The 25,032-nt window shown below is 58.6% G+C and carries 23 protein-coding genes and 3 pseudogenes; 6 read left to right on the forward strand and 20 right to left on the reverse strand.

Annotation, left to right across the window (positions count from 1 at the left end):
• Nucleotides 1-100 precede the first annotated feature (100 nt).
• From EGT36_RS22085 to EGT36_RS31135, 4 genes are all read right to left on the reverse strand, one after another.
• The gene (locus tag EGT36_RS22085; RefSeq protein WP_097143476.1) at nt 101-1,129 is read right to left on the reverse strand and encodes an efflux RND transporter periplasmic adaptor subunit; all 1,029 of its coding nucleotides are present in this window, start codon (nt 1,127-1,129) and stop codon (nt 101-103) included.
• Between the two features lie 232 nt (nt 1,130-1,361).
• Nucleotides 1,362-1,985 (reverse strand): DUF3313 domain-containing protein, encoded by a 624-nt coding sequence (locus EGT36_RS22090; protein WP_235906873.1) that lies wholly within the window; start codon nt 1,983-1,985, stop codon nt 1,362-1,364.
• A 267-nt stretch (nt 1,986-2,252) separates the two neighbouring features.
• A complete protein-coding gene (locus EGT36_RS22095; RefSeq protein ID WP_097143472.1) occupies nt 2,253-2,870 on the reverse strand; it encodes an SH3 domain-containing protein in 618 nt (205 codons plus the stop codon).
• An 83-nt stretch (nt 2,871-2,953) separates the two neighbouring features.
• The gene (locus EGT36_RS31135; protein WP_235906872.1) at nt 2,954-3,277 is read right to left on the reverse strand and encodes a hypothetical protein; all 324 of its coding nucleotides are present in this window, start codon (nt 3,275-3,277) and stop codon (nt 2,954-2,956) included.
• Nucleotides 3,278-3,632: 355 nt separating this feature from the next.
• On the opposite strand from EGT36_RS31135, the pseudogene EGT36_RS22105 reads away from it, so the two are divergent.
• Nucleotides 3,633-4,010 (forward strand): annotated as a pseudogene (locus tag EGT36_RS22105) (transposase); the annotation flags it as partial.
• Between the two features lie 40 nt (nt 4,011-4,050).
• Here the strand turns inward: EGT36_RS22105 and EGT36_RS22110 are convergent.
• From EGT36_RS22110 to gltS, 7 genes are all read right to left on the reverse strand, one after another.
• Nucleotides 4,051-4,533 (reverse strand): periplasmic heavy metal sensor, encoded by a 483-nt coding sequence (locus tag EGT36_RS22110; RefSeq protein ID WP_235917010.1) that lies wholly within the window; start codon nt 4,531-4,533, stop codon nt 4,051-4,053.
• Complete coding sequence (locus EGT36_RS22115) at nt 4,530-5,000, reverse strand: hypothetical protein (RefSeq protein WP_097143470.1); 471 nt, start codon at nt 4,998-5,000, stop codon at nt 4,530-4,532. The genes EGT36_RS22110 and EGT36_RS22115 overlap by 4 nt, the downstream gene beginning before the upstream one ends.
• 2 nt (nt 5,001-5,002) lie before the next feature.
• Nucleotides 5,003-5,668: a sigma-70 family RNA polymerase sigma factor gene (locus EGT36_RS22120; protein ID WP_097143469.1), complete on the reverse strand. Its 666-nt coding sequence runs from the start codon at nt 5,666-5,668 to the stop codon at nt 5,003-5,005.
• A 247-nt stretch (nt 5,669-5,915) separates the two neighbouring features.
• Nucleotides 5,916-7,028 carry an ABC transporter permease gene (locus EGT36_RS22125; RefSeq protein ID WP_125271078.1) on the reverse strand — a complete coding sequence of 371 codons (1,113 nt, stop codon included), beginning with the start codon at nt 7,026-7,028 and terminating at the stop codon, nt 5,916-5,918.
• 3 nt (nt 7,029-7,031) lie between these two features.
• On the reverse strand, nt 7,032-9,821 hold the full coding sequence (gene rbbA / locus EGT36_RS22130; protein WP_125271079.1) for a ribosome-associated ATPase/putative transporter RbbA: 2,790 nt from the start codon (nt 9,819-9,821) through the stop codon (nt 7,032-7,034).
• Nucleotides 9,818-10,885: an HlyD family secretion protein gene (locus EGT36_RS22135; RefSeq protein ID WP_097143512.1), complete on the reverse strand. Its 1,068-nt coding sequence runs from the start codon at nt 10,883-10,885 to the stop codon at nt 9,818-9,820. The genes rbbA and EGT36_RS22135 overlap by 4 nt, the downstream gene beginning before the upstream one ends.
• Nucleotides 10,886-11,698: 813 nt before the next feature.
• A complete protein-coding gene (gene gltS / locus EGT36_RS22140; RefSeq protein WP_097143510.1) occupies nt 11,699-12,895 on the reverse strand; it encodes a sodium/glutamate symporter in 1,197 nt (398 codons plus the stop codon).
• Nucleotides 12,896-13,122: 227 nt separating this feature from the next.
• Between gltS and EGT36_RS22145 the strand changes: the two genes are divergently transcribed.
• A complete protein-coding gene (locus tag EGT36_RS22145; RefSeq protein WP_097143511.1) occupies nt 13,123-13,626 on the forward strand; it encodes a TetR/AcrR family transcriptional regulator in 504 nt (167 codons plus the stop codon).
• A gap of 15 nt (nt 13,627-13,641) precedes the next feature.
• On the opposite strand, the gene EGT36_RS22150 is transcribed toward EGT36_RS22145, so the two are convergent.
• The 3 genes from EGT36_RS22150 to EGT36_RS22155 form a co-directional block, all read right to left on the reverse strand.
• Nucleotides 13,642-14,682 (reverse strand): IS3 family transposase, encoded by a 1,041-nt coding sequence (locus EGT36_RS22150; RefSeq protein ID WP_235915193.1) that lies wholly within the window; start codon nt 14,680-14,682, stop codon nt 13,642-13,644.
• A complete protein-coding gene (locus tag EGT36_RS31140; protein ID WP_003507130.1) occupies nt 14,565-14,831 on the reverse strand; it encodes a transposase in 267 nt (88 codons plus the stop codon). Before EGT36_RS31140 ends, EGT36_RS22150 begins: the two co-directional genes overlap by 118 nt.
• 420 nt (nt 14,832-15,251) lie before the next feature.
• Nucleotides 15,252-15,488 carry a DUF2934 domain-containing protein gene (locus EGT36_RS22155; RefSeq protein WP_125271080.1) on the reverse strand — a complete coding sequence of 79 codons (237 nt, stop codon included), beginning with the start codon at nt 15,486-15,488 and terminating at the stop codon, nt 15,252-15,254.
• Between the two features lie 814 nt (nt 15,489-16,302).
• On the opposite strand from EGT36_RS22155, the gene glgP reads away from it, so the two are divergent.
• Complete coding sequence (glgP, locus tag EGT36_RS22160) at nt 16,303-18,807, forward strand: alpha-glucan family phosphorylase (protein ID WP_125271081.1); 2,505 nt, start codon at nt 16,303-16,305, stop codon at nt 18,805-18,807.
• Between the two features lie 76 nt (nt 18,808-18,883).
• Nucleotides 18,884-19,090 carry a hypothetical protein gene (locus tag EGT36_RS22165; protein WP_125271082.1) on the forward strand — a complete coding sequence of 69 codons (207 nt, stop codon included), beginning with the start codon at nt 18,884-18,886 and terminating at the stop codon, nt 19,088-19,090.
• A gap of 432 nt (nt 19,091-19,522) precedes the next feature.
• Here the strand turns inward: EGT36_RS22165 and EGT36_RS22170 are convergent, their stop codons facing one another.
• The 4 genes and pseudogenes from EGT36_RS22170 to EGT36_RS22180 form a co-directional block, all read right to left on the reverse strand.
• On the reverse strand, nt 19,523-19,783 hold the full coding sequence (locus tag EGT36_RS22170; RefSeq protein ID WP_125271083.1) for a hypothetical protein: 261 nt from the start codon (nt 19,781-19,783) through the stop codon (nt 19,523-19,525).
• A complete protein-coding gene (locus EGT36_RS31145; RefSeq protein ID WP_255447022.1) occupies nt 19,780-19,911 on the reverse strand; it encodes a hypothetical protein in 132 nt (43 codons plus the stop codon). Before EGT36_RS31145 ends, EGT36_RS22170 begins: the two co-directional genes overlap by 4 nt.
• Nucleotides 19,912-20,436: 525 nt before the next feature.
• Nucleotides 20,437-20,656, reverse strand: a pseudogene (locus EGT36_RS22175) (IS3 family transposase); the annotation flags it as partial.
• Between the two features lie 22 nt (nt 20,657-20,678).
• Nucleotides 20,679-21,629 carry an AraC family transcriptional regulator gene (locus EGT36_RS22180; RefSeq protein WP_037092201.1) on the reverse strand — a complete coding sequence of 317 codons (951 nt, stop codon included), beginning with the start codon at nt 21,627-21,629 and terminating at the stop codon, nt 20,679-20,681.
• Between the two features lie 96 nt (nt 21,630-21,725).
• Here EGT36_RS22180 and EGT36_RS22185 point away from each other — a divergent pair, with 96 nt between their 5' ends.
• Nucleotides 21,726-22,478, forward strand: a complete 753-nt coding sequence (locus EGT36_RS22185; protein ID WP_037092199.1) for an SDR family oxidoreductase — start codon at nt 21,726-21,728, stop codon at nt 22,476-22,478.
• Nucleotides 22,479-22,565: 87 nt separating this feature from the next.
• Here the strand turns inward: EGT36_RS22185 and EGT36_RS22190 are convergent.
• Nucleotides 22,566-23,296 (reverse strand): annotated as a pseudogene (locus tag EGT36_RS22190) (SDR family NAD(P)-dependent oxidoreductase).
• 81 nt (nt 23,297-23,377) lie between these two features.
• On the opposite strand from EGT36_RS22190, the gene EGT36_RS22195 reads away from it, so the two are divergent.
• The gene (locus EGT36_RS22195; protein WP_022563258.1) at nt 23,378-23,770 is read left to right on the forward strand and encodes a winged helix-turn-helix transcriptional regulator; all 393 of its coding nucleotides are present in this window, start codon (nt 23,378-23,380) and stop codon (nt 23,768-23,770) included.
• Nucleotides 23,771-23,928: 158 nt separating this feature from the next.
• Here the strand turns inward: EGT36_RS22195 and EGT36_RS22200 are convergent, their stop codons facing one another.
• A complete protein-coding gene (locus EGT36_RS22200) occupies nt 23,929-24,885 on the reverse strand; it encodes an XdhC family protein (protein WP_479829886.1) in 957 nt (318 codons plus the stop codon).
• Nucleotides 24,886-25,032 lie beyond the last annotated feature (147 nt).

The raw sequence follows: 25,032 nt of genomic DNA on the forward strand, positions 1-25,032 counted from the left end.
TCGCGGTGGCGTGTTTTCCGCTGCAGCGGGCTGGTAGGGTAAGGACCAGACGATGACTGTTGCGATATAGAGCATAGTAGCTGGGGACGGGCGCTTCATCTCAGTTACCCTCCCAGTTCACGACCTGGTCGGGCCGAAGGAACTTGCCGCCTTCCGTGACAACCAGTTCCTGTGCGGAGACCCCCTTTGCGGCAGTGAATTCGCCTGCGCGGTAACTTGCTACAGTGATCGGGCGAAGTGCGACGGTGCGCTTGGCCGCATCCACGATCCAAACTGCGGGCTTCCCGTCAGCCGACGCCATCGCGCTCCACGGCAATGTGATCGCAGCCTCTTGAGACGCTTGAAAAGTGCCGATCACGGGAGTTCCAAGGGACCATTGGACATTGTCGGGAAGTGCCAATTTCACGCGGATCGTTCCGGTCGTCGTATCGATGACCGGCGCGACCTCTCTCACTTTTGCAGGGATACCACCGCCAGGATTCGAGACTGGCACCACGGTCGCCTCATCGCCCGGTGGCCCGGCCAGGAAAAATGCCTCGAAGACATCGAAGACCGCATCACGGGGACCATCATGGGCGAGCGTGAAGGCAGGCTGTGCCGCTGATACGACCTGCCCAACCTCGATGCTGCGCGCAGTGATGATGCCGTCAGCATTGGCTTTGAGTTCGGTGTGGGAGAGTGCGTCGCGAGTGATCGCCAGGGACGCTTTGGCGGACTCCAGCGACCCTTCTGCCGTCGCCAATTCCTCTTTCGCCTGATCGTAGGTCGACTGGGCGATTGCGCGTGTCTCCACCAATGTCTGATAGCGCTGAAAGGCGAGTTTCTTTTGATTGAGTGTCGCTTGCGCCGCCAGAAGACCAGCCTCAGCCGACTCCACGTCGGCGCGTTGCTCGGTGTCATCGATCCGAGCCAGAACATCTCCGGCGTGCACATGTGAACCGATATCCACCCGCCGCTCTATGACCTTGCCGGCGGAGCGGAACGCGAGGTCGGTCTGGATGCGCGCTCGTATCTCGCCTGAGACGCCTGTGCTGCGCTGATGCTCGATCATTGCAGCGTGAATCACGCGTACCGGCTGCGGTGGCGCCGCTGTTGTCTTGGCATTGTCGTCGCATGCCGCAAGCAACATGCCGGTCAAACCGAGACCAATCACGCGAAATCGAATTTTGGAAGTGCGATGCCGGCTCGTAAACTCGCCGGCATCATATCGTTCTTGCTTCTTCAAATAACTTCCAGTCAGAGTAAGATCTCCTGCGATTGTCTGCGAGGCTTCGAGCCGGCAGATTTCTGGCGCGGGGCGCTTGTCGTGTCTTGACGTCCAGACGCGTTGGGCGAAACGGCTGACGCATTGACGCTTGCGGCTACCGGGTGCTGCCGGCCAATTCTTTGCCCAGTTGGTCCGCCGCCGAGCGTACCCCGGCCTTCGCGGCGTCGAGCCCCCCGAAATTGGCGGTGATGTCGAGTGCGTTCGCGCTTCTGCTCGCAACATGGGCGTAGAGCAGGGCGCCGGTCTGGGCATCCTCGATCTCGACGGCATAGGACACCCAGCCGGAGAATGTGCCGCGACCGCCAGTGGCCTGAGCGCCCGCATTGACGACAAGGCCGACCGGCAGAACATGCGAAACGGTGGACAGCACCGGTGTGCTTGCTTCTGCACCGGTCAGTGTCAGCCTGGCGCGCAACGTACCCGGTCCGGGCTGTGCAACGAGTTGAAGACGTCGGCTGAGGACCTTGGAAAACTCCTGATGCATGTAGCTGGCAAGTGCCTGCCGGTCGGTAGCCGACATCTTGCCGAATTGGGCGTCCGGCCCTGCATAGATCGCCGTGGGTGGAATAATCACACGACTGTAGGCTGCGAAATTCACATCCGGCCGACGGTAGGCATAGGGCCTTGTCTTGTCCGAGGTCGGGCGTAGAAACGCCGACGAAGACAGCGCTTGAGACGGTGGCGGTGTTGTTGCGCAGGCGGCGAGGGCGAGCGCCATCGCGCAAGCCGCCAGGCCACGCACCCAAATATTGGAAGGCCGCCTCCGAGGTGCCTGGGACGGACCGGAAATCGGGGTCAGACTATTTGCGCGATTATCCAAAGTTCACCTCATGTGCATGGCCCGCTGTCACGGTGTTTTCTTCACCGGCAGAACGGTCCTCAGCTTTTGAACGAAAATCCCGAGGCGGTGATCCGCCTCGGCCTGACTTGCGTCATGGCTAACGATCGGGGACGGCGTGTACTCGTCTCCGGCTTGAGGTTCGTCTTAACGCTCCACGACGCCCCTACGGAATTGGAGGCCGCCACCAGGCTGCCGCATGATCGCGCCACCGGCGCAACGGTCTGGGCCGCATGCTCCTCGTGCCGCGGCGCCGCCGCCGTAAGGGCCGCGAACAACGGCAGAACCGCCGCATGCCGCTCCGACGCAGCCACCTCGCGCAACGCCGCCGTAGCCCGGGCCGCCGCGATAATACGTGTTCCACTGTCCGTGCCACGGCTGGCCGGCATAATGGTTGTTCCAGTAAGCCTGATTGAAGGCGACAACGGTCAATCCGATCATCGGAATGAGCGCCGGTGAAAGAGCTACTGTTTGGCCTTGATAGTAGATGCTGACATAGTTCGAAGAGACCCAGCCGCGTGCTCCTCCCCACGAGACGTCGCACCAGGACGCTGCATCAAGGCACCCGTAGATGGTAAGAGCTGCGCTCGGCGGCATCGTCATGACCACTGGATACCATGTTCCCGGCCCGGCCCTCAGATTGACGCTGCCGACCGTCGCTCCTTTTGTTGCCGCTACAGCCGGGCCTGATGCGACGGCCATACACAGCGCTGCCAATGCACCCAGGATACGGCGGCGCGTAACCCAAATACGCTTTATGTTCATAACTTTCTCCTTTGAAATCGTTGAGCTTTCCTGAGTCAACGCGTCCGACAACTTGAACGAGCAGATCAAAGTCGTTCAAATATTTACAAGTTGACGACGCTCCAACGGCTGTCGTTTGGCCCATCGTCTTCGGAGCCATCAGGGTCGCCAAAGCGGTAGGCGCTGACACATCTCTCCGTCGAAGCCGCCTCGTTCGACACGCACAGCTCATATCCGTCCTCGGCGGCATACAGAGTGACGCAAACGGTATTCGGCATTCCGTTTTCCATCGGGAAACAGAGCGCCTCGATGGATTCGTTCTCCCATGGGATCGTGACGGGCCGCTCGCGGGCAGCCGCGTTAACAGAGACGGAAATGCCGGCAAGCAGCATCAAAGCAAAGCAGGTAAAACCGCGCCTCTTACTCATTGTCCCTCGCTTGTAATGCTGAATAGAAGGTCGATGTCCGGGCAGTTTCTTTCTTGCCACGGAGCGAAATGCAATTAACGGCAATCGCCATCCGACCTGTTGCCAAGGGTTCGAGGCAACGGTGCATTCTGAAAGATTGACCTACTCCATAACTGGTTGGCCCCGAGGCAAACGGCCGTTGCTCGCGCCAGCGCTGCGATGGTTTTCGGTCGGTATTTTTCAATCATCAGCAGCTTCCCGAATGGATGAATTGCTACTGATACGAAGTGCGGCGCCCGATGCGACATTCCGGTTGGATTTTTTTCGGAGCTGCCATTCAGATCTGAGATCTTATGGTGAGCAGCAGTAAGGGAAGGACATGCAACATGAGCTGGTCCAGTTGGCGCAGATGATCGACTGGCCGTTTCTGAAAGAGCGTTTTGGCAAGGTTTTGCAGGATGGATCAGGTATGCGGCAGCTGCCGACCCGGCTGATGGCAGGGCTGGCAATCCTCAAGCATACATTCAATTTGTCGGATGATGGGGTTTGCGTCCGCTACCACGACAGTCCGTACTTCCAGTATTTTTGCGGTGGGGAGCTCTTCCAGCACAGATTGCATTTGGACCGTTCGTCGATGACGCGCTGGCATCAGCGCATGGGCGAGGAGCGGATAACGGCTCTTCTACGGGAGAACCTCTCGGTGGCGGCCAAGACCGGTGCGATGAAGCCGTCGGACACGCGGCAGGCGATCGTGCGATAACTGATCGGTCTAGCCCGCGACGGATCGGCGACCGTTACGGAACGCGCAGTATTCCCTTTGCCTTTTGATCGGCAACCACCGTGCGCCTTCCTTCGGGGGAGATTTGACCTATCGCATCCACCAATGGACCGCCAATTGCGTCCATGAACTCCGTCCAGGCGGACTGCATTGCACTGAGGGCCGCCAGGGTTGCGACAGGATCATACGGATCAGCAGACATCTGTTTCAGCATTTCTTGCCGAGCCTCGGTAACTTTCCTCACGGCTCGCGCATATCGCGGTTCTTCCTTGAGAAGAGTCTCACGGAACGACCTGGCGTCTGAAGCGGGAAGGGTCGCTTCCGCAACAGCAAGAATGCGAGCTAAAGGATCATCACCTCTGGGGACCTCCGGTGTCGCACGCAGCATTTGCCCTCCCACAAAAGCGAGAAGGAACATGTTCAACACGAGCGATATGGGAAGAGCAATTCGCAGCCATTTTCTTGTGCCATCCTGTGTTTGAACCATATTGCTGTTCATTCCATGAAAATTGGGATCGATGCGACCTGAAGTGTGGAGAGCAGATCACCGGAGGCGGGTAAGTTCGGGAAATGCATCCCGATAAAAAGACCCGCAGCCACTGCTATCCCGCTGCCGGAGGAAATACCCAGCCAATTCAGATGGGGCCATAGCCCGCGAACTTGCGCAAAAAGCCGTGCACCGAACCGGGAGGGTCCGGATGGTGCTGGCGCTATTCGCGCAGCGACGTTCGTTCTCAGGCGCACCAAGGCGACACTACGCTCGCCCGGCGGCCACAGGGAGATCTCTTGATGCCTGCGCGCCGCCGCTAGCGCATCATCCATCAAGCGCTCCTCCGCAAGAACGGTACGCGCCACTTTCGAGATCTTTAGCAGAGACAGCGCATCGGCCTGCACCTCTACAGGCCAGAGGTCAATATTCGCTCCGTAACTTCGCGCCAGGGACGTAAAACGTTCGATCTTCAACATATTTATTCTCCCTGTTTATCACGCTCTGCCAGCAGCCGCTCACGAAGTGTAGTTCTGGCGCGCGCAAGCAGACGCTCTATTGCTTTGGCCGACAGCCCAAGAATACGTCCCGCCTCAGCGCCGGATATGCCTTCCTCGTAGACGAGTATCATCGCGGCCTGCTGGCTCGCTGGCAATGCGCGAATAGCTGCAGCCAGGGCGGCATCGCGCTCGGTACTCGTCAAAATCTCGTCTGCTGCGGCTCCTGGATCGACAGCATCGAAGTTGTCTGGAAGGGGGACCGGCTCTTTACGGCGGCGGCGATCAATACAGAGATTGACGACGATCTGATAAAGCCAGGTTCTCAATCGAGCGCGCTTTGGGTTGAAGCGGCCAGCGTGATGCCACACCTTGACCATTGCATCCTGGGCGATGTCCTCAGCATCGCGAAAATTCGGGGTTATGCGGCTGGCTACACTTAGAACAAACGCACCGTGACGAACAACGATTTCGTCGAAGGCTCTCCGGTCTCCTTGTGCAGACCAGAACAGGAGTTTGTCATCAGCAACCTTGTTATAGGCCCGGGGTTCGACCATGCCGGTGCCCAGAGTCCGCCTGACTAGCAACGCGAGCGCGTCCCATTCGAGTTCCATCTCCTGCCATCGCGCTGCCAATTCCTGTGCCTGCATGTGCGCCGCTCGCTTTTCCCGGCTCTTGCAGCTTATACGGGGCGCGCACCTGTTTCCCCCTCATGCGATCGAGATTATGCGCGGCAATCCCGATAGGCACGCGGGCGACTTCCCGCCCAAACGCGCAGACGGGAATTGCATGGCCGCAGGTTCAACCGTTGCGCTCATATCGCGCCATCGCCCTACAACCAGATCGTCAATCCTTGCCCCAGGATGCCGCGCGCACAGCTCGGGCTTGACCGCTGGGCTAGCGCAGGAACGCCCTGAAACGGCGCAGCGAGAAGAAGAACAGCGCCACCCCAAGAACCAGCAACGCCAGAAACTGAGGCCAGACGACATCCAGGCCCGCGCCTCGAAACAGTATCGCCTGCGCCAGCATGACGAAGTGCGTATCGGGTGCGACGAGCATGACGTCCTGGATGATCTGCGGCATGCTCTCGCGCGGCGTCACCCCGCCCGACAGGACGCGCAATGGCAGCAGGGTCAGCATCAGGAGAAGACCGAACTGTGGCATTGAACCGGCCACCGTCGCGAGAAAGATGCCAAGCGAAGTGGTGGCGAACAGCTGAAGCACCGTGCCTGCCAGAAACAGCATCAAGGAACCTTCGATCGGCACCTTGAGAAGGCCCTGCACGACGAAGACAAGCGAAACGGTCGAGGCAAGAAGCACCACAAGTCCCATAGACCAGATCTTGCTCACCATGATCTCGGTCGGAGTGACCGGCATGACGAGCAGGTGTTCGATCGTGCCATGCTCACGCTCGCGGATGAGGGCAGCACCCGTGAGAACGATCGCGAGCATGGTGATCGAGGAGATCACGTTGTTGATTGCCCCGAACCACCCCTTGTCGAGCGACTGGTTGAAGCGGGAACGCAGCGCCAGATCGACGGGGACAGTCGTATTTCCCCGGTAACGGTTGAGGTATTCATTCACCTCGCCCGAAACGATCGACTGGACGTACCCGCCGCCGCTGAAGGCCTGGGTCATCCGGGTAGCATCGACATTGAGCTGGATCGTCGGCGCCTTGCCGGCGAGCAGGTCGCGCTGGAAGTTCGGCGGGATGTCGAGGGCGAAGGTATCAAGGCCGCTGTCCATGCGGCGGTCCATCTCGTGCTGCGAGATGATTTTTGGAATCGTGAAGTAGGGCGGATAAAATGCCGTCAAGATGCGTGAGGAGACAGGAGACTGATCCTCATCCACGACCGCGATCGCCGCGTTGTTGAGTGTCTCCGGCATTGCCGTCGAGGCGGTGTAGATCGACAGCGTGAAGGCATAGACGATCAGGACGGCGAGCATCGGATCGCGTGCAAGCGCCCGCAATTCCTTGACGCCGAGTTGAATGACGTTGGCCAGTCGCATGGATCACGCCGCCTGTTTCTTGAGGAAGGCCACGGTCATTCCGGTAAGAACGGGAATGGCGATCAGGAGAGGAATGAAGGAGGTTGCAAGATCGTTGAAGTTGAGCGCCTTCGAAAAAGTGCCACGGGCGATCGTCACGAAATAGGTTGCAGGATAGATCTGGCCGATATAGGCGCCCATCCCCTGAAGCGACGATACGGGGTCGATGATCCCCGAATATTGGACGGCCGGGATTATGGTGATGAGGGCCGTGCCGAAGATGGCGGCGACCTGGCTGCTGATGAAGCTCGAAATCAGAAGTCCGATTCCGGTCGCGATGATGACGTAGAGGAAGGCCGCCAGGGCGAGCGTGAGAAAGCTCCCGGTCAGCGGCACCCCGAACACGAACACCGCAAACGCCGTCAGCATGGCGAAGTTCAGCATGGCGAGCGCGATGTAGGGCAGTTGCTTGCCGATGATGAACTCGAAGCGCGTCACCGGCGTCACGTAGAAATTGACGATTGAGCCGAGCTCCTTTTCGCGGACGACGCTCAGGACCGCGAGCATGGACGGGATCAGCATCAGGAGCAGTGGAATGACAGCCGGCACCATGGCGATCAGACTGTCGACGCCCGGATTGTAGCGATATCTGAGCGCGATCTGGAATTGGCCGATCGTCGCCGCGTCGCCGTAGAGTTCGCGCGCCTTCTGGGTCAGCCAGGTCTGATGCATGCCCTGCACGTAGCCCTGGACGGTCTCGGCGCGCGATGGCGAAGCCCCATCGATCCAGGCGCCGATCTCGACTTTTGTGCCACGCGAGACATCGCGTCCGAACCCAGGCGGAATCTCCAGCGCCAGGCTGAGCTCGCCATTGCTCATGCGCCGGTCTAGGTCGTTGTAGTCGGTGATCGGCGCCTTTTCGGTGAAGTAGCGGGAACCGGCGATCTGGAGCGTGTAGTCGCGACTGACTGTGGTATCGTCGCGATCGAGCACGGCAAAGGACAGGTTCTCGACATCCAAGTTGATGCCGTAGCCGATGACGAACATGAGGATGACGCTGCCGAGAACGGCAAGCATTGCGCGGATCGGATCGCGGCGCAACTCGAGCGCCTCGCGCTGCGTATAGGCCAGCATGCGGCGCAGATTGAAGGCAGAGTGGGCAGATGGGGCTCGGGGCGGCGCCGCCCCATCCGCCTCCTCCTCCTCACGCTGCGCCTGGGGTGCTCGCGCAGGTGAAGCCTGTTCGCCAATTGCTTCTTCAAGATAAGAAATAAAGGCTTCTTCAAGCGTCGCCGCGCCCCGCTTTTCCACTATGGCACGAGGCTCGTCGCTGACGAGAACCTTGCCGGCATGCATCAGCGAGATGCGGTCGCACAGCTCTGCTTCGTTCATGAAGTGCGTCGAAACGAAGATCGTCACCCCGTCATTGCGCGACAGGTCGGACAGAATCTGCCAGAAGCCGTCGCGCGCGACTGGATCAACACCGGAAGTCGGCTCGTCGAGGATCAGGATGTCCGGGGCGTGGATCATTGCCACGGCGAGCGACAATCTTTGCCGGATGCCGAGCGGCAGCGCGTCGGGCAACGCATCCATGATCTCGGTGAGGTCGAAGCGTGCGGCCATGTCGGCGATGCGCGCCGGGATCTTTTCGAGCGGCAGATTGAAGAGACGCGCGTGGAGATCGAGGTTCTGACGAACCGTCAGCTCGGTGTAGAGCGAGAAGGCCTGGCTCATGTAGCCAACCTTTCGCCGGACCTCGATATCGTTCGGATCGACCTCATGTCCGAACAGTTTCGCGGTTCCCTCACTTGCCGGCAGGAGACCGGTCAGCATCTTCATCGTGGTTGTCTTGCCGCAGCCGTTCGAGCCGAGGAAGCCGAAAATCTCGCCGCGCGGGATCTGGAAGCTGACATCGTCGACCGCCGTGAAATCGCCGAAGCGCATCGTCAGGTGCTCGGCTTCGATCGCGAACTCCGCCTCCCCTCTATCGGGTCGGGGCGGTATGACGACCTCGTGATGGCCCTGCCGCTTTTCTTCCGGAAGGAGGGCGACGAAGGCGGCGTCGAGATTGGCGGCCCCGGTGCGGGACAGCAATTCGGCAGGCGTTCCGGTTGCAAGCACGCGGCCGGCGTCCATAGCGACGAGCCAGTCGAAGCGCGCGGCTTCTTCCATATAGGCAGTCGCGACGATCACGCTCATTCCCGGACGCTCGCGCCGGATGTCGTCGATCAGTTCCCAGAATTGCCGACGCGACAGCGGATCGACACCGGTGGTCGGTTCGTCGAGAATGAGGAGATCCGGATCGTGGATCAGCGCGCAGCAGAGGCCGACCTTCTGTTTCATGCCGCCGGAAAGTTTTCCGGCCGGGCGGTCCGGGAAAGGAGCAAGTCCCGTTCGCTCCAGCAGGTCGGTGATACGACGCTGCCTTTCTTCCCGGTCCTGGCCGAACAGGCGCCCGAAGAAATCGATGTTTTCGAATACCGAAAGCGTGGGGTAAAGGTTCTTGCCAAGGCCCTGCGGCATGTAGGCGATCCGCGGGCAGGTGCGGTTGCGGTGCCTCGCGTCGGCAATGTCGCCGCCAAGCACTTCGATCCGGCCGCCCTGAACCGTACGGGCGCCGGCGACGAGGCTAAGCAGGCTCGACTTGCCGACACCGTCCGGGCCGACGAGGCCAACCATGATGCCCGACGGGATATCAAGGCTCACGTTGTCGAGCGCCCTGATTTTACCATAGGACAGGCCGACTTTCGCCAGCTTCGCGACCGGCGCAGTCTGCGTCTTGTCCTCCGTCTTTCGCGGCGTTTCCTCGGTCATTGCACGAGCGCTTTCGTGAGTTGCTCAGGCCACTTCGCTTTGGGGTCGATCCGGACATAGGCCATACCTGGAAGCCCGGTCTTGACCTGCTGGATATGCTCGCGAAGCAACTCCGGCCTGATCTTCGCCTTGATCCGGAACATCAGCTTCTGCCGTTCTTCCTCTGTCTCCACCGTCTTCGGTGTGAACTGGGCGACATCGGCCACAAAGCTCACGCTGGCCGGGATCACGAATTGCGGCGCGGCATCGAGGACAAGACGAACCTCCGAACCGATCGGAATCCGGCCGGCTTCGGCGGTCGGCAGAAAGAACGTCATGTAGACGTCGCTAAGATCGACGAGATTGAGAACACGCCCGCCGGAGGACAGAACCTCTCCGGGCTGCGCGACGCGATACTGCACACGCCCATCGCGTGGCGATCTGAGCGTGCTGTCGTCGATATCGGCCACGATACTTTCAATCGCCGCATCTGCAGCGATGACGGCAGCCTCGGCATCGACAATCTGGGCCTTCGCAGCACCAATCGCCGCATCGGAGGCGGACAGTGAAGCCTGGGCTGCAGCAGTGGCCGCGCGCGTCCTCTGTGCCGCCGCGCGGTCGTCGTCGAGCGTTTGCTGGGAGGTCACGTTCGTCTTGATCAGTTGCTCGGTCCGGGCAAGTTTTCGTTCCGCGGCATCCTGTTCAGCCTCGCGTTGAGCGATCACCGCAGCTGCGGATTCCTTTTCCGCCTCCCTTTGGGCGAGCAGGCTCCTCGCCGTTTCCACACTGATCACGGCGCGTTGACGAGCGGCTTCAGCCTGCTTCCGCTGAGCCTCCAGTTGCTGGGTGTCCATGCGCGCCAACACCTGTCCGGCAGCGACGAGACTTCCTTCATCAACGAGGATTTCCTTGATCCGCCCGGCCGTCTTGGCGGAGACGTCGATTTCGGTTGCCTCGATACGACCGTTGCCGCCGACAATCCCGGCCGGGAGGCCTGTACCGTCATACATCCGCCAGCCATAGTAACCGCCAGCGAGAACCACGACGCCGAGAACGGCCAAAATCCAATTTTTAGCGGCCTTCACGACTGCATCCACCCAGTTTTTTTGTCACTGAGGGAAAGCCCTTGAGATTTTTTGGTTGTCGCGTTCGAATGTCGGGATTGAGTATTCGCCATAAAACCTACCATATGTTGATTGACATGTGCCGCGGCCGATCCATGTTCACGACCGGTCCCAGCCTTGTGCTTGGTGTGTAACGTGTCCCTACCGAAGGCTGTGCACACAGGGCACCGCGCACCGATCGATCGCTACGTGCTTGGGGTCATGCGACGGGCGAGAGATTGGCCATGCCCTGTTCGGACATGTGCCTTCCCTCGTCCATCCAACCCGTCATAAACTCGCGGATGTTGCTGCCGCGAGCAGCAAGCATCTCGGCAGGCTGATCGATCGTCGACAGTTTGCGAAGGCAGGTCGCTTGCTCTGGGACGAGGCGCAATGTCGCCTTAAGGCTTCCTCTATATCTTCCAGAATAAAAGCCGACCAAAGACGATGAGAATGGTTTCATCAAATAGAATGAAGTCATTCTGACGTTGCGTGTCGACCTATTCCGTAACCTTCTGGCCTTGCTGGTTTTCATTGCCCCTCACTTCATTGTTGGTTACATAAAATCTACCAACAAGCATGCGTATCGAAACGGACACGTTGAATTGTATTATATCATCACCTGTTGACTGCATTGTCAACAGGTGATGATGCCCTTGCCATCGTTTGATGATACTCTGTCTGGTGAAGGCAACCCTTTCGCCCTGAGTGCTCGCGGTTCGCTACGGCAGACGGTCTCGGCGTGATCGGACATTTCACCCCGTCGAACCAACCGATGACAATTCGCGCGCGTGATCAGCCGACGAAAGCCGAGATGACGAGTGCGTTCACGATGTCGATGAAAAAGCCGCAGACAAGCGGGACAATGATGAATGCCCGGTGCGCGGCTCCATGTTGCTGTGTGACCGCCGTCAGGTTGGCGATCGCTGTCGCCGTCGACCCCAGTGTGATGCCGCCAAATCCGGCACATATGACGACCGCCTCATAGTCGCGCCCCATGAGCCGAAAGACGATCGTCACGATGTAGACCACCGTCAGAACGACCTGAAGCGCCAGGGCGCAGGCAATGAAGACAAAGACACCGTCGAGCTGCCAAAGTTGCAGCCCCATCAGAGCCATCGTCAGGAAGAGGCCAAGCGCGAGATCGGAGACAAGCGCCAGTCCATCCTCGACTCCGGGCCAGAGTCGCCGCACCGTTGAGCCCACAGCCATCGGCATAAGGTTTCGGATCAGGATGCCAGCGGCCAGACAACTGACGAAGGTCGGCACAGTCAGTCCGGTCAGCGCGATCAGCTTATCGATGCCGAAACCGAGCATCAGCGAGATGTTCAGCGCCAGAATGGCCCAAAGGACAGAGAAATAGTCCAGTTTGGTCTGTGGCCGATCGAACGGCGCGCCGACGTCGAGTTCGACGTTATTGGTACCCGCGATGCGATGGCGCCTCATCAGGAACGCCGCGATCGGACCGCCGACGACGCAGGCGGAGATGAGTCCCACGGTGTTGGCTGCCACGCCGAGTTCCAGCGCGTTAGCGATCCCTAGCCTGTCGGTGAAGATGGGAGCCCAGGCGAGCGTAGTCCCGACACCCCCCGTTAGCGAGATCGACCCGACCATGAGACCGGCTTTCGGCTCAAGTCCGAATAGAGACGCAAGCGAGAGACCTGCGAAATTCTGGATCAGCATGAAAACGATGGCAAGCGCGAGAAGGATCGCCAGCGATCGGCCTCCAGCTAAAAGGCTGCGGACATCGGCTTTGAGGCCGATGCCGGCAAAGAAGAGCAGCAGAAGAAAATCCCGCATGCCGAGCTCGAAGACAATCTTGTCGCCCGTGAGGGCAAAAACGAGCGCGACGACCGCCGCACACAGCAGCCCGCCGACAACCGGCTCGGGGATCGAATAGCGGCGCAGGATACCGGCGTTCATGGTGGCGATCTTGCCAGAGAGAAGAAGGATCACTGCGATCGTGAAGGAAAGGAAGGCATCGACTTGCATTATTCACCGAACTTCCCGCCTGCTCCGCTACCTCCCCCGAATTCAAGGACAGCGTCGCCAGACGGCTTGGCGCGATTGGCGATCTACTGAGGAACTCTTGCCGCGCGTGGCCGCCCGCCGGAGTTAATCGCTTTATATACTATGATAAATCTTAGTCATCATTCGTTGACGGTCGCCCTTTATGGCGTTAAACTTGACAGCAGGTCAATAGGCATTGAGGAGAAAGTATGCCCAATCGAGTCATCCGTCCGGACGCCAACGATACGACCCGCGACCGCATTCTGAAGGCTGCCATTCTGCGCTTTTCGACCCACTCCTATGACCATACGGGCCTCCGCGATATTGCAGCCGACGTCGGGGTGGATATGGCCTATGTTCACCGTTCCTTCGGCTCCAAGGAAAAGCTCTTCTACGAAGCGGTCAAGGCGAGTGGCAAACCCGACCTGCTTTTCACTGAGGAAGGAGAAAGTCTGTCCTCCGTTCTAGCCAAGCACGTCCTGTCGCGAAAAGGCGTCAACGAGATCGGAGCACTGGATATCGTTGTGCAGTCTTTCGGTAGTCCGGCAGCCTCCCGCGTGCTCAACGAATTCCTTGAAGAAGATTTCATCGCTCCGCTCGTCAGCAAGCTGACGATGGTGCCAAAGAGGCGCGCTGCACTGGTCGCCGCGTTTCTGGCGGGGGTCGGTATTCTCAAGGACGTGATCAAGGCCGAAACCCTGTTGAAAGATTGACCTTGCCCCCAAGTTTTATCCAGTTTTAAGTTCGCTCCAGCGGTTTTTGGTTGCTGTATTTGCGGCGGTAGCGGCGGGTTGCGGTGCGGAGCCATTTCGGCTGCGCAGCACCGCTTCACGTCGCGGGTTGATTATCTGAGCGAATTCGGCAGGTGTCATCCAGCCGAGTCCGGAGTGTGGTCGATGATCGTTGTAATCGCTGCGCCAGTTTGAAAGCGCTGACCGGGCATGGGTCAGTGACGAGAAGAGAGTTTCATTCAGGAATTCGTCTCGCAGCCGCCCATTGAAGCTTTCGATGAAGGCATTCTGGATCGGTTTGCCCGGTGCGATGTAGTGCCATTCCACCTTGGTCCGATCCGTCCATTGCAGGATCGCGTTGCTGGTGAACTCGCTGCCATTGTCGCTGACGATCATCTTCGGCTTGCCTCGCCCCTCGATGATCCGGTCCAGTTCACGGGCAACCCGCAGGCCGGAAAGGGACGTATCGGCGACGAGGCCCAGGCATTCCCTGGTGCAATCGTCAACGACCGTAAGCACCCGGAACCTGCGACCATCGGTGAGCTGATCCGACACGAAGTCCAGTGACCAGCGATCATTGGCGGCAAGCGGGATCAGCATCGGTGCTCGTGTGCCTATCGCTCGTTTCCGACCGCCGCGCTTGCGCACCGTCAGCTTCTCTTCCCGATAAAGCCGGAAGAGCCGCTTGTGGTTCACAAGGTGACCCTCACGCCTGAGCAGTACATGAAGGCGTCGATATCCAAAGCGGCGCCGTTCATGCGCCAGCGCCTTCATCCGCTCGCGAAGGTCATGATCATCGCGGCGCCTGGTTTCGTAACGGATCGTCATCCGGCAAAAGCCGATGGCTTTACACGCCCGCCGTTCGCTCATCTGGTGGCGATCCATCAGATGAGTGACAGCTTTCCGCCTTGCTGCGGGCGTCACCACTTCTTTCCCAAAAGGTCTTTCAAAGCGGCATTGTCGAGCATGGCGTCTGCCAGGAGCCGTTTCAGCTTCGTGTTTTCGTCTTCCAGCGTCTTCAGCCGCTTGGCTTCGGATACATCCATGCCGCCGAATTTGGCCTTCCATTTATAGATGCTGGCATCGCTAACGCCGTGCTTGCGGCAAAGCTCCGAGACCGGTGTGCCTGCCTCATGCTCCTTCAGAATGCCGATGATCTGTTCGTCTGTGAAACGGTTGCGCTTCATTCCCTGGTCCTCTCGATGGCCAGAGCTTACTTCAAAATGGATTATTTCAACGGGGCAAGGTCAAGATGGGCGCAATGTGCTGGAAGAGGACGTCAAGCGAGTCATTGCGACCCTTCTTGACCCCGAGATGAGTGACTGCGACGCGTCTTACGACCAAATCCCAAGCGAGACGCGTCGCTGATAGCCGGATGGGTTTCGCGCAGGATCGCCGCGGTCGAACGCGAGGCACCACCTGTTGTCGGCCGATCCGACAGGCGGAACGCGAAGACCGGCCACAGAGCCTTCGACATTTCCGCCAGCCTCCGACCTAGCAGACAGTCTGAATCAGCTCCCTGCCGATTTGCGAATCCCCAGTGCTTCAATCAGATCGAAATCCGTTCTAGCACTAAGAGCGTAACTGGGCCTGGAAACGCCGTTTTCCTAGTCTGTCGTTTTTCCCGGCGATCTGGACTGTCTCTTTACGGTAGCTTCTCCACTATCGGTATCCTGAACCGAGATAGGGTCACTGGGGGAACTCTCCCCATCGCTTTCGACCAAAGACAGATATTCATCCATGGCTTGAAACCAGTGGTCGAGTTCTTTTCCGTTCGGGCACCCTTCGGCTTCCCATAATTCATGCGCGCGATTGCGAACCCAGTTCTCATCGATGTCCGACATTTGATCTTCTTCCTCAGGTGTGTGAATTGTTGCTGCGGTTGTAACGGATCAGGCAGGCCAATGTCCGTCATACGCCTCCACTTTCTCGGAATATCAGCGTCACCGGAAAGGGGAGCAAGCCCCGCCCATCGAACAAGTCATCGATGCGGCGCTGCCGTTCCCTCCGATCCTGGCCGGACAGGCGACCAAAGAAATCGATCATGACATCATGGCCTTTGGGGTAGAGCCAAGAACAAAAGACAACTAATGTTCTGATCCCCAACTTTTGAGTGAATTAGGGAATATTTCTGAAATTCCCTGCAACCCCAGTCCGGTGGCAGAATCTAAATTAGAACCCTAATCAAGCTGGTGTTGGATAGATCTTCATAAGAAATTGCCAGCCGCCTCGTTTTGAGGGCAATTTAGATTAATCATCACTCGATGACAACAGGAATCATCACTCGATGATAATTTTTGTCACCGAGTGCTGGTCGCCCAGCGCCTAGTGATATGAATCTTTGTCAGTGGTGATGCGCTATGTGGCGATCAGTGGGACCGGATCAAGGATTTCGCGCCTAGTGATAGGAAGAGCCGCTGTTCGACAATCTTTTCGCCCATGAGCGCGTAGACGAGCGACGATCGCGGAACATTTCGGCTTTCCGCGGACGCAACTGCCGTCATGTGGTTACCCTCGCGATCCCCTCCTGCTTTCTGATTGATTTTAGTCAACGCATGATGACAAGGCCATCTATAGAGTTCATGGTGCTTTAAGGCGGACGGATACTGAGATTCGCAGAAGAGTTCGCTTTCAGTTTTTCTAATTTCGGAGGAGTGCATGGACGGGCAGCCAGAAGAGACAAGCGGGTTGCTCGCCCTTCGGGAGCTGGCTCTAGACCTGCATTGGTCCTGGAACCACGCCTCCGACCGGCTGTGGAGGGAACTCGATGCCGAAACATGGGAAACCACGGGCAATCCATGGGGTGTTCTCCACACCGTCTCGCGCTCCAGGGCAAGCGCTTTGCTTGCCCGGCCCGGCTTCGCTCACACCGTTGAGGCACTGCTGAAGGAGAAGCGGGAGGCCGCAAACGAATCGAGATGGTTCCAGCAGGCTCACCCAACTTCGCAACTGAAAACCGTAGCCTATTTCAGCCTGGAGTTCATGCTGACCGAAGCCCTGCCAATCTATTCGGGCGGGCTGGGCAACGTAGCGGGAGATCAGCTGAAAACCGCCAGCGATCTGGGCGTGCCGGTTGTCGGAGTGGGCTTACTTTATTCACAAGGCTACTTCCGCCAATCGATCGGGCCGGACGGTAGCCAGGAAGCCCTCTACCCGGTCAACGAGCCGGATCAGTTGCCTATCCAGCCCTTGCGTTCCGCTGATGGCGAATGGTTGCGACTGCAAATCGACCTTCCCGGATGCAAGCTCTGGATCAGAACCTGGGAAGTCCAGATCGGACGACTGAAGCTTTACCTGCTGGACATGAACGATCCCGCAAATCCCGCGACGTATCGATGCATCACCAGCGAGCTTTATGGCGGCGGCCCCGAGACGCGTCTGATGCAGGAAATGATATTGGGAATGGCCGGTTGGCAGCTCCTCCGCACACTCGGGCTCGAACCTCAGGTCTGCCATTTGAATGAAGGGCATGCGGCCTTCGCCGCCCTGGAGCGCATCCGCTGCTTCCGGATCGACAATGACGTATCTTTTGTCGAGGCTCTGACGGCAACACGGGTCGGCAATGTTTTCACCACCCATACCGCCGTCGCGGCCGGATTCGACCGCTTCGCGCCAGAACTGATCACAAAGTACTTCCGCTCTTATGCCGAAAATCATCTCGGCATCGCCATCGCCGATTTTCTGGCCCTTGGCAGGAAGGATCGCAACGATGACCTCGAGCCGTTCAACATGGCTTACCTCGCCATCCGTGCGAGCGGCGCAGTGAACGCCGTCAGCGCGCTCCACGGAAAGGTTAGCCGGTCGCTCTTTCAACCTCTCTTCCCTGGTTGGCCGACCGACGACGTCCCAATCGGCCATGTAACGAACGGCATACATGTTCCGACATGGGATTCAGTTCAGTCCGACACCCTGTGGACCGAAGCCGCCGGCAAGGATCGCTGGCGTGGCGACCTGACTAGGCTGGAAACCGGCATCCGCGAGATCGACGCCCGGCAAATCTGGCGAATGCGCAATGAATCGAGGCAAAACCTTTGCGATCGGGTTCGCAAGCAATATCTGCGTCAGCGCGTGGAAGATGCCGAGAGCGGCGGTGGGCTCGACGACGCCCATGGAATCTTCGACCCGCATGCGCTCACCCTTGGATTTGCGCGCCGCTTCGCAACCTACAAACGTCCTGCTCTTCTGCTGCGCGATCCCGACAGGCTGGTCCGCATCCTGGCCGATGCCCGGCACCCGGTCCAGCTCGTGTTGGCCGGCAAGGCCCATCCCCAGGATGCCGAGGGCCAGGCGCTGATCAAAGCCTGGAACGAATTTGCCAGACGGCCGGAACTGAGATCCCGACTTATCTTCGTGCGCGACTACAACATGCGCCAGGCCGAATGGCTCGTTCAAGGGGTCGATGTGTGGATCAACACACCACGCCGGCCCTGGGAAGCCAGCGGCACCAGCGGCATGAAAATCCTTGCCAACGGCGGGCTCAATCTATCGGAACTCGATGGATGGTGGGCGGAGGCCTATGAGCCCGAGGTCGGATGGGCTATCGGCGACGGCGAGGAGCACGGAGACGATCCGGCTGTTGACGAGGCGGAAGCGGATGCACTCTATTCGCTCCTGGAGGACGTCATCGTTCCCGAATTCTACAGCCGCAATCAAGATGGCATTCCCTCTCGCTGGATTGAGCGGGTCCGCGAAAGCATGGCCCGCCTCGCGCCGCGGTTTTCGACAAATCGCACCGTCCGGGAATATGCGGAGAAATTCTATCTTCCTGCCGTCGTGGCCTATCAAGCGCGCGCGGCGGCAGGCGGCAAGGTCGCGCGGGAACTGGCTCGATGGAAACAGGACCTCGACAGGCTCTGGCCGCATGTGCACTTCGGCGCCGTGAATACGGAAGAGGCTGAAGACACCCGCCTTTTCTCCGTCGAGGTCTATCTTGGCGAACTGCTGCCGGAGATGGTCAGAGTGGAACTCTACGCCGAACCGGCGCGGGGAGAAAATGCGTTCGTCGCGGTGATGACAGGACAGGATTCGGGCCAAGGCTCTTATCGATACCGCGCCTCCATCCCCCCAAACCGCCCGGTCTCCGACTTCACGCCGCGTATTGTCCCCTATCACCCGCTCGCCCGCCTGCCTCTGGAAGACGCCAGGGTCGCCTGGCAGCGGTAGAGAAGGGTCTGCAGTTGCACGATACCCACGTAAAAACAACGAAAATCGAGCAAGTGACACAAACAGAGGAGATGTGATGATGTTCCGTTCCAACACGTCGAAGCAACGCGACAGATCCGGCCAGTTCATCGTGGAAGTCAAAAAGCCGAAAAAGCGGTTCGTCCGTCCCGCCGATACACCGTCGCGGTCCGTCCACCTCCGGCAAGACAGGAAAACCGCAGAGGAGAATGTGAAGGGCGCATCGGTGTTCCGCTCCTGGGCGATACCAGAAGAGATGGAATGATGTTCACTTGGCGAGAAGATCCGGCCGTGGAATATGCCAGCAACTACGATGGCGTCGACAATAAGAATCCTTACCTTTAGAAAATCCATCGCCGTTGGCCATCGCGCGGGGGTCATCAAGCCCCAACACATTCAAAAAGGACGTCGGTAGTAAGTAACTGTTCCACAAGCAGAGGCCACATTCTACGCCAACCGCCTCCAATAGACGGCACTGCGACCAAAAAAGAGCCAGCAGTGATCATGAGGCACACAATGTGTTATGCCGTCTAATCGTTCGTGTTATCCAGCGCTACTATGGTGTCGGCTCTATCTCCGGCCGTTTGATCGCGTGTTATAAGCAATATGCCAGGGCTGGAAAACAGCAAGGCGCTGGAGGACATCAACGGCATTTTTTCTCGGATGCACAACGGTGATATCCAGGGCCGCATCGTGATCAATTTCCAGAAATAGCGGAGCCATCCTGCACGTCATGGTGCCGAAGCCCGTAAGGGGCGTTGCGGGAAGGGACGGACGGCCCGTCAGCCGGCGCCTCCGGGGGTACAGTCGAGGCAATTTCCTCCTCATGGCGCTGTAGCGACGGGAAATCGTCCGGCGTGATCGTCTCCCGCTCCAGAAGGAGGCGTGCACCAGCCTTTAATTCGTCCAGACAGGACTTCAGCAATTGCTTGGCCGTCGTGTACGACTCCTCGATCATGTCGCGGAGGCCATGTCGACCTCGCGCGCCGTGGCTTCCGAATAGTCGCGCGGGTAAAGGCCGGTGCCGTCGCTCAGCCATTGCTGCTTGTGCTCCTCGAACACAACCTGTCCGACCTTGGCGCTCATCCGCGCCCGTTTGCAAACGTGTCGCCTTCAATTGGGAGAGATCATTTGATGGGGAGGCGGCGGTGATGATTGCTTAAAGAGCGTCATCGCCGTCAAAGCTGCGCTGCCATGTCCAGAAATACACTTACTCATGCTTACAAGCTGATGACAACACATGCGTAATTGTTTGTTGTCATCAAAAAGCGCCCCGCATGGCGCTTCTTAAGTGTTTGATTTTATTGTAGAAAACTGGAGATGGCGAAGGGATTCGAACCCTCGACCACAACCTTGGCAACAATCAGCACTTATGCTGCGGTCCGGAAAAGCAAGTTGAGATGGTTGCGTGCCCCCGCAACCAAAACCCTACGATACAGTGTCCCAGAATAGCCCAAAGCTACGAGCCAGCGCGCTAAACAGCTACGATCAAACAGGCAAAATTCTCGTCTTAACAAAGCTCCTCCGCGTCAGCGTCGAGGAGCTTTTTGTGTTTCTGTTGCGTGTCGATCTCTCAACCTCCATGACCTTTGACCCTGTCCCCAGACTTTGTCCAGTTTTGAGTTCGCTCCAGCGGATTGGGTTGCTGTATTCTGGACGGTAACGGCGGGTTGAGGTGCGGATCCATTCTGGCTTCGCAGCACCTCATCACGTCACGTCGCGGGTTGATTGTCTGAGCGAAGAACTCGGCGGATGTCAGCCACCCGAGTCCAGAGTTTAGTCGATGATCGTTGGAATCGCTGCGCCAGTTTGAAAGCGCTGGTCGGGCGTATTGTCGATAGGCAACTGCATTGTTATAATTCTGTCAGTGGCCGTAGCAATCGGTTGTCTCCTGCCTCGCCGTTCTGTGCGGCCATACGGGCGTATCGAGCAGGAGGGATGCCGGTGCGTCGGGCAAAAGCCACGCTGAACGTACTTGCTGATCCATATCCCACCCGCTCGGCTACATCGTCGATTGCGAGATCACCACTCCGCAAGAGCTGCCTCGCCAACGCCATACGCCATGTCAGCAGGTATTCCATTGGCGCAACCCCGACTATTCGGTTGAAGCGCGCAAAAAATGCCGAACGGGAGAGCGCCGCCTCTTTCGCCAGATCAACGACGGTCCAGGGATGGCCGGGACGGTCATGCATAGCCCGAAGTGCCGCCGAAAGGCGCTCATCACCAAGCCCTCTGCCGAGGCCCTGTGCAGAATTGGTGTCGGTTGAGGACCTTAGTGCCTCGATCAACAGCACCTCGATAAGTCGTTCCAGAACCGGTTCGCGCGCTGCGCGCCGTTCCTGCGTCTCCTCGTCGATCAACTGCATCAACGTCGCAAGCCGGGGTTTGTCGCGAACCAGAATCACGTCCGGCAACAGGGAAACGAGCAGGGCCGCATCCGGTGTGCCGAAGCTGCAATGTCCGATACGCATTCGTAGTGCGGGTGGGCCGTCATGTGGTCCCACACGAAAATGTCCCTCATTGATCTTTGTCGGAACCGTTGCCGGCAAGTCGGCTGTGGCGTTGGAGCTTTCATTGACGAGATCGCGCATGGCAGGCGCGAGAATGAAGTCTCCGGCCTGCAGGATAAACGTTTGTCGGCCACCGAAAGTGACCCGGCATTGCCCTTCCAGGATGGCACAATAAAACGGCTCGCCTGTGCCCTCACGACGTATACGCCATGCACCGGCGCACTCCACCAGTTTCGACGCCCGGGCGGCGGGTTGCAGGAGTGTGACGATCTCGGTGAGCGGGTCTGTTGTCATATCCAGGACTATTACTAAAGAAATGAGGAGCTTCGAATATATAAAGTCTTCCTTCGGGTCGCTACCATAATGACACAGCCACTTATGGAGAAAATAATGCCCGCAATTCTGATAACCGGTTGTTCCTCGGGCTTTGGCCTGGAAACTGCAAAACTGTTCCTCGAAAAAGGCTGGGACGTGATCGCCACGATGAGAACGCCCGACGAAAGCTTCCTCCCAGCGTCCCGGCGTCTGCGTGTTCTAGCACTCGATGTCACCGTCCCGGACAGCATCTCACAGCTTGTGAAGGCAACGGGTCAAATCGATGTTCTCGTCAATAACGCCGGGTTCGGAGCACCATCTCCTGTCGAACTGACTGCATCCCAGACCGCACAGGCACTCTTTCAGACGAACACGATAGGCACTCTGGCGATGATCCAGGCCCTCGGCCCGCAAATGCGTCGTCGCCGGGCTGGCGTCATTATCAACGTTACGTCCTCGGTCACACTGAAACCGCTGCCGGTCATCGGGGTTTATCGCGCCAGCAAGGCCGCAGTGAATGCGCTCAGCGAGTCCCTTGCGATTGAAATGGAGCCCTTCGGCGTTCGCGTCCACATCGTTTTGCCCGGACGTTCGCCGGAAACGAGTTTCGGCGCCAGTGCCCGCCCACACCTGCGCGGCATGGACGACGCGGACTATGCGCCTCTTTTGCACCAGTTCGTCAGGAATGTTCAGGACGACAAGGGCCCTGTGACCCACGCGCGCGATGTCGCGGAAGCGATCTGGAAGGCTGCCACCGATCCGTCTGCGCCACTGCGCATACCGGCAGGTGCAGACGCAGCGCTATGGATGGCTGAGGCGGGCCTGTAATCAGCGAAATTGCGACCCGTCGCTTCTCTGTCGAGCGTTTGCTGTACCCGGTCATTCCAGATCGGGTACGGCGTTTCGAATTCTGGCTCAGACCTGCCGCAAGCCGCCATCGACGCACAGTTCGGCACCGGCGATGTAACTCGCCTCATCGCTTAACAGGAACAAGGCAGCTGCAGCCACTTCGGCGGGCGCGCCATCCGTCCCATCGGAATCGGAGCGACAATGGCCGCGCGCATGTCTGGCTGAACCGCAGCCATCATTTCCGTATCGGTTGGACCCGGTGCGACGACGTTAACGCGTATACCTTTGGATGCCAGTTCTGCAGTCCAGGTTCGTGCATAGGAACGCACGGCTGCCTTGGTCGCAGCATATGTGCCATAGGAAGCATAGCCGCCGCTATCGGCAATTGACCCGACGAGGACGACCGAGCCGCCTTCCCTCATCGCCGTCAGAGCCGCCTGGAAGCCGAAGACCATTCCTCGAACGTTAACGTCGAAGTGGCGGTCAAAGTGTTCAGGCGTTATCTCCGTGATCTGGGCGGGCTCGGAAAGACCGGCGTTCAAGACCAGCGCGTCGATACGGCTGTGTTCCCTTCTCACTTTTTCGACCGCCTCCCGCATATCTTCGGGGAGCGCCGCATCGGCGACAATGCCGACCGCACCATGACCGATGGCACTTGCCGCCCTTTCGGCATCTTCGCTTCGGCGACTGGTGATGAAGACCATCGCTCCTTCGGCCGAAAGCCGCTCTGCAATTGCCAAGCCGATACCCTTGGCGCCCCCGACAATCAGGGCAACCTTGTTACTCATCCGAGCCATCGTAAGTCCTTTCAATTGATGGTCGCTGCATGATATACATTAGATATCTGGTATCAATTACGCACCTTAAGTAGCCTAGATATGGACGAGTATACTGACCTTGAAGCACTTTCTCAGTGCGCCCTTAGAGACATGGCGCAGGTTCGCCCCGTGCTCGACAAGATCGCGGACAAATGGACAATCCTGATCCTGACGGTGATTTGTCCCAGGCCCTCGCGCTTCAACGAGATCAAGCGCCGTCTCGACGGTATCACCCACAAGGCCTTGGCCGATGCTCTAAAGAGGCTTGAGCGGAACGGTCTTGTGACGAGGACCGTCCTGCCGACCCAGCCGGTGGGTGTAGAATACGCGATCACCCCGCTGGGCCATTCTCTGCGGCAACCGTTTGAGGCCCTGTGCTCATGGGCAGTAGCTAATGGCGATAAGGTCGAGGCCGCTGCGCTGCTTTATGACAACAGGGCAAATCATCGCTGATATCGCGATGGCCGCTTGAGCACCTGCTGGCCGGAAGGCCCGTCGTTTTAAACCGGAGAGCCATACCTCGGCTAAGCAGGACGTTTCCGATAATCGTAGGCTGGTTTGGATCTGCGGTCGCCGAACAGTTCACCTCGTTGAACGAAAGGAGATCGGCACTATCTAGGAGAGATGCGGAAACTCGAGAAGAGCGATATCGAACTGATCAGGACGTGGATGTTGTCGCCTGCGATGACGCTGGGATCGTCCGTGCGAGCGAAAGGCATTCTGCAGGCGTCTCTTGCCCGCCCAAAAACGCCGATCGGAGCCTTGATCCGGGCGATTGACTCATCCGAATGACCCATCTGGCGCAATCGCTCGACGCGTTTCTCATGAGTGCGGGAACTGCCGAGTGCGCCAATGTAAAAAGGCGATGCGCGCAGAGCGGCCTCAAGTAACGGGATTTCCCGATCCAGGTCATGCTGGAGAACTGCAACGGCCGTGTCGGGATCAATCAACGATGCATCGATGTTGGTTCCCGGCGAATCCTCAAGGAGAACAACGTCGTATCCTGCAGCTCTCGCGACGCTGACGGCGTTTTCCACTTCGAGCGAGCGCCCGGAAAAAACCGTCCGTACTTTTGGCCGATAGTGGGTGACGAAGACATCGCCATCCCAGCCGGTCGGCTTGCTCTGGAGGCCGGGCGAAAGTTGCTCGAGACCCGGTGCATAACAAAGAGATGCGCATTGCCGGTGATCGACCTGCATGTTGGTGGAACAGAGCGGTTCAACGTTCCTGACAAGATGAATCGCAACCGTAATGCCGCCTCCGCAGGGCAGCACGATATCGAAGAACGGCGAGCCTTCGCCCAGCATGACGAAGCGATCATGGCCGCTCTTCATCGCTTGCAAGGCTTCGGCGGCGATAGCCGCTTCCGTGCATCCGCCAGAAACATATCCGCAGTACCTGCCATCCTCCGCGACCGCCATATGCGCGCCAAGCGGCCGGGACGAGCCTCCGCGTATTTCCACCAAGGTGCACAGCGCCACCTCAAGCCCTGCCTTCATGGTCTCGATGGCAAAGTTCAGGACGTCGTAGGCCCTGTCAGTGGAAAAAGCTTGCTGAGGTGTTGCCAAGATTGAGGCATCGGCACTGCGACGCAACCAATCTGCGGGATTATCGTTATGTCTGATGCTATCGGCCGATCGTGTCATAAGTGCCTCCTGCATTGTGACATCAGAATGAGCGACAGAAGGTTAAGTTCCTCAGGAACTCTGGAGTTG

It is taken from the genome of Agrobacterium sp. FDAARGOS_525, assembly GCF_003938925.1.
GTDB classification, from domain to species: Bacteria; Pseudomonadota; Alphaproteobacteria; order Rhizobiales; family Rhizobiaceae; genus Agrobacterium; species Agrobacterium pusense.

Excerpts from the sequence above, each read along its gene's own strand:
- EGT36_RS22085 (WP_097143476.1), bottom strand. The coding sequence starts at position 1,129 with ATGTTGCTTGCGGCATGCGACGACAATGCCAAGACAACAGCGGCGCCA.
- EGT36_RS22090 (WP_235906873.1), bottom strand. The coding sequence starts at position 1,985 with ATGGCGCTCGCCCTCGCCGCCTGCGCAACAACACCGCCACCGTCTCAA.
- EGT36_RS22095 (WP_097143472.1), bottom strand. The coding sequence starts at position 2,870 with ATGAACATAAAGCGTATTTGGGTTACGCGCCGCCGTATCCTGGGTGCA.
- EGT36_RS31135 (WP_235906872.1), bottom strand. The coding sequence starts at position 3,277 with ATGAGTAAGAGGCGCGGTTTTACCTGCTTTGCTTTGATGCTGCTTGCC.
- EGT36_RS22110 (WP_235917010.1), bottom strand. The coding sequence starts at position 4,533 with ATGAACAGCAATATGGTTCAAACACAGGATGGCACAAGAAAATGGCTG.
- EGT36_RS22115 (WP_097143470.1), bottom strand. The coding sequence starts at position 5,000 with ATGTTGAAGATCGAACGTTTTACGTCCCTGGCGCGAAGTTACGGAGCG.
- EGT36_RS22120 (WP_097143469.1), bottom strand. The coding sequence starts at position 5,668 with ATGCAGGCACAGGAATTGGCAGCGCGATGGCAGGAGATGGAACTCGAA.
- EGT36_RS22125 (WP_125271078.1), bottom strand. The coding sequence starts at position 7,028 with ATGCGACTGGCCAACGTCATTCAACTCGGCGTCAAGGAATTGCGGGCG.
- rbbA (WP_125271079.1), bottom strand. The coding sequence starts at position 9,821 with ATGACCGAGGAAACGCCGCGAAAGACGGAGGACAAGACGCAGACTGCG.
- gltS (WP_097143510.1), bottom strand. The coding sequence starts at position 12,895 with ATGCAAGTCGATGCCTTCCTTTCCTTCACGATCGCAGTGATCCTTCTT.
- EGT36_RS22145 (WP_097143511.1), top strand. The coding sequence starts at position 13,123 with ATGCCCAATCGAGTCATCCGTCCGGACGCCAACGATACGACCCGCGAC.
- EGT36_RS31140 (WP_003507130.1), bottom strand. The coding sequence starts at position 14,831 with ATGAAGCGCAACCGTTTCACAGACGAACAGATCATCGGCATTCTGAAG.
- EGT36_RS22155 (WP_125271080.1), bottom strand. The coding sequence starts at position 15,488 with ATGTCGGACATCGATGAGAACTGGGTTCGCAATCGCGCGCATGAATTA.
- glgP (WP_125271081.1), top strand. The coding sequence starts at position 16,303 with ATGGACGGGCAGCCAGAAGAGACAAGCGGGTTGCTCGCCCTTCGGGAG.
- EGT36_RS22165 (WP_125271082.1), top strand. The coding sequence starts at position 18,884 with ATGATGTTCCGTTCCAACACGTCGAAGCAACGCGACAGATCCGGCCAG.
- EGT36_RS22170 (WP_125271083.1), bottom strand. The coding sequence starts at position 19,783 with ATGATCGAGGAGTCGTACACGACGGCCAAGCAATTGCTGAAGTCCTGT.
- EGT36_RS31145 (WP_255447022.1), bottom strand. The coding sequence starts at position 19,911 with ATGAGCGCCAAGGTCGGACAGGTTGTGTTCGAGGAGCACAAGCAGCAA.
- EGT36_RS22180 (WP_037092201.1), bottom strand. The coding sequence starts at position 21,629 with ATGACAACAGACCCGCTCACCGAGATCGTCACACTCCTGCAACCCGCC.
- EGT36_RS22185 (WP_037092199.1), top strand. The coding sequence starts at position 21,726 with ATGCCCGCAATTCTGATAACCGGTTGTTCCTCGGGCTTTGGCCTGGAA.
- EGT36_RS22195 (WP_022563258.1), top strand. The coding sequence starts at position 23,378 with ATGGACGAGTATACTGACCTTGAAGCACTTTCTCAGTGCGCCCTTAGA.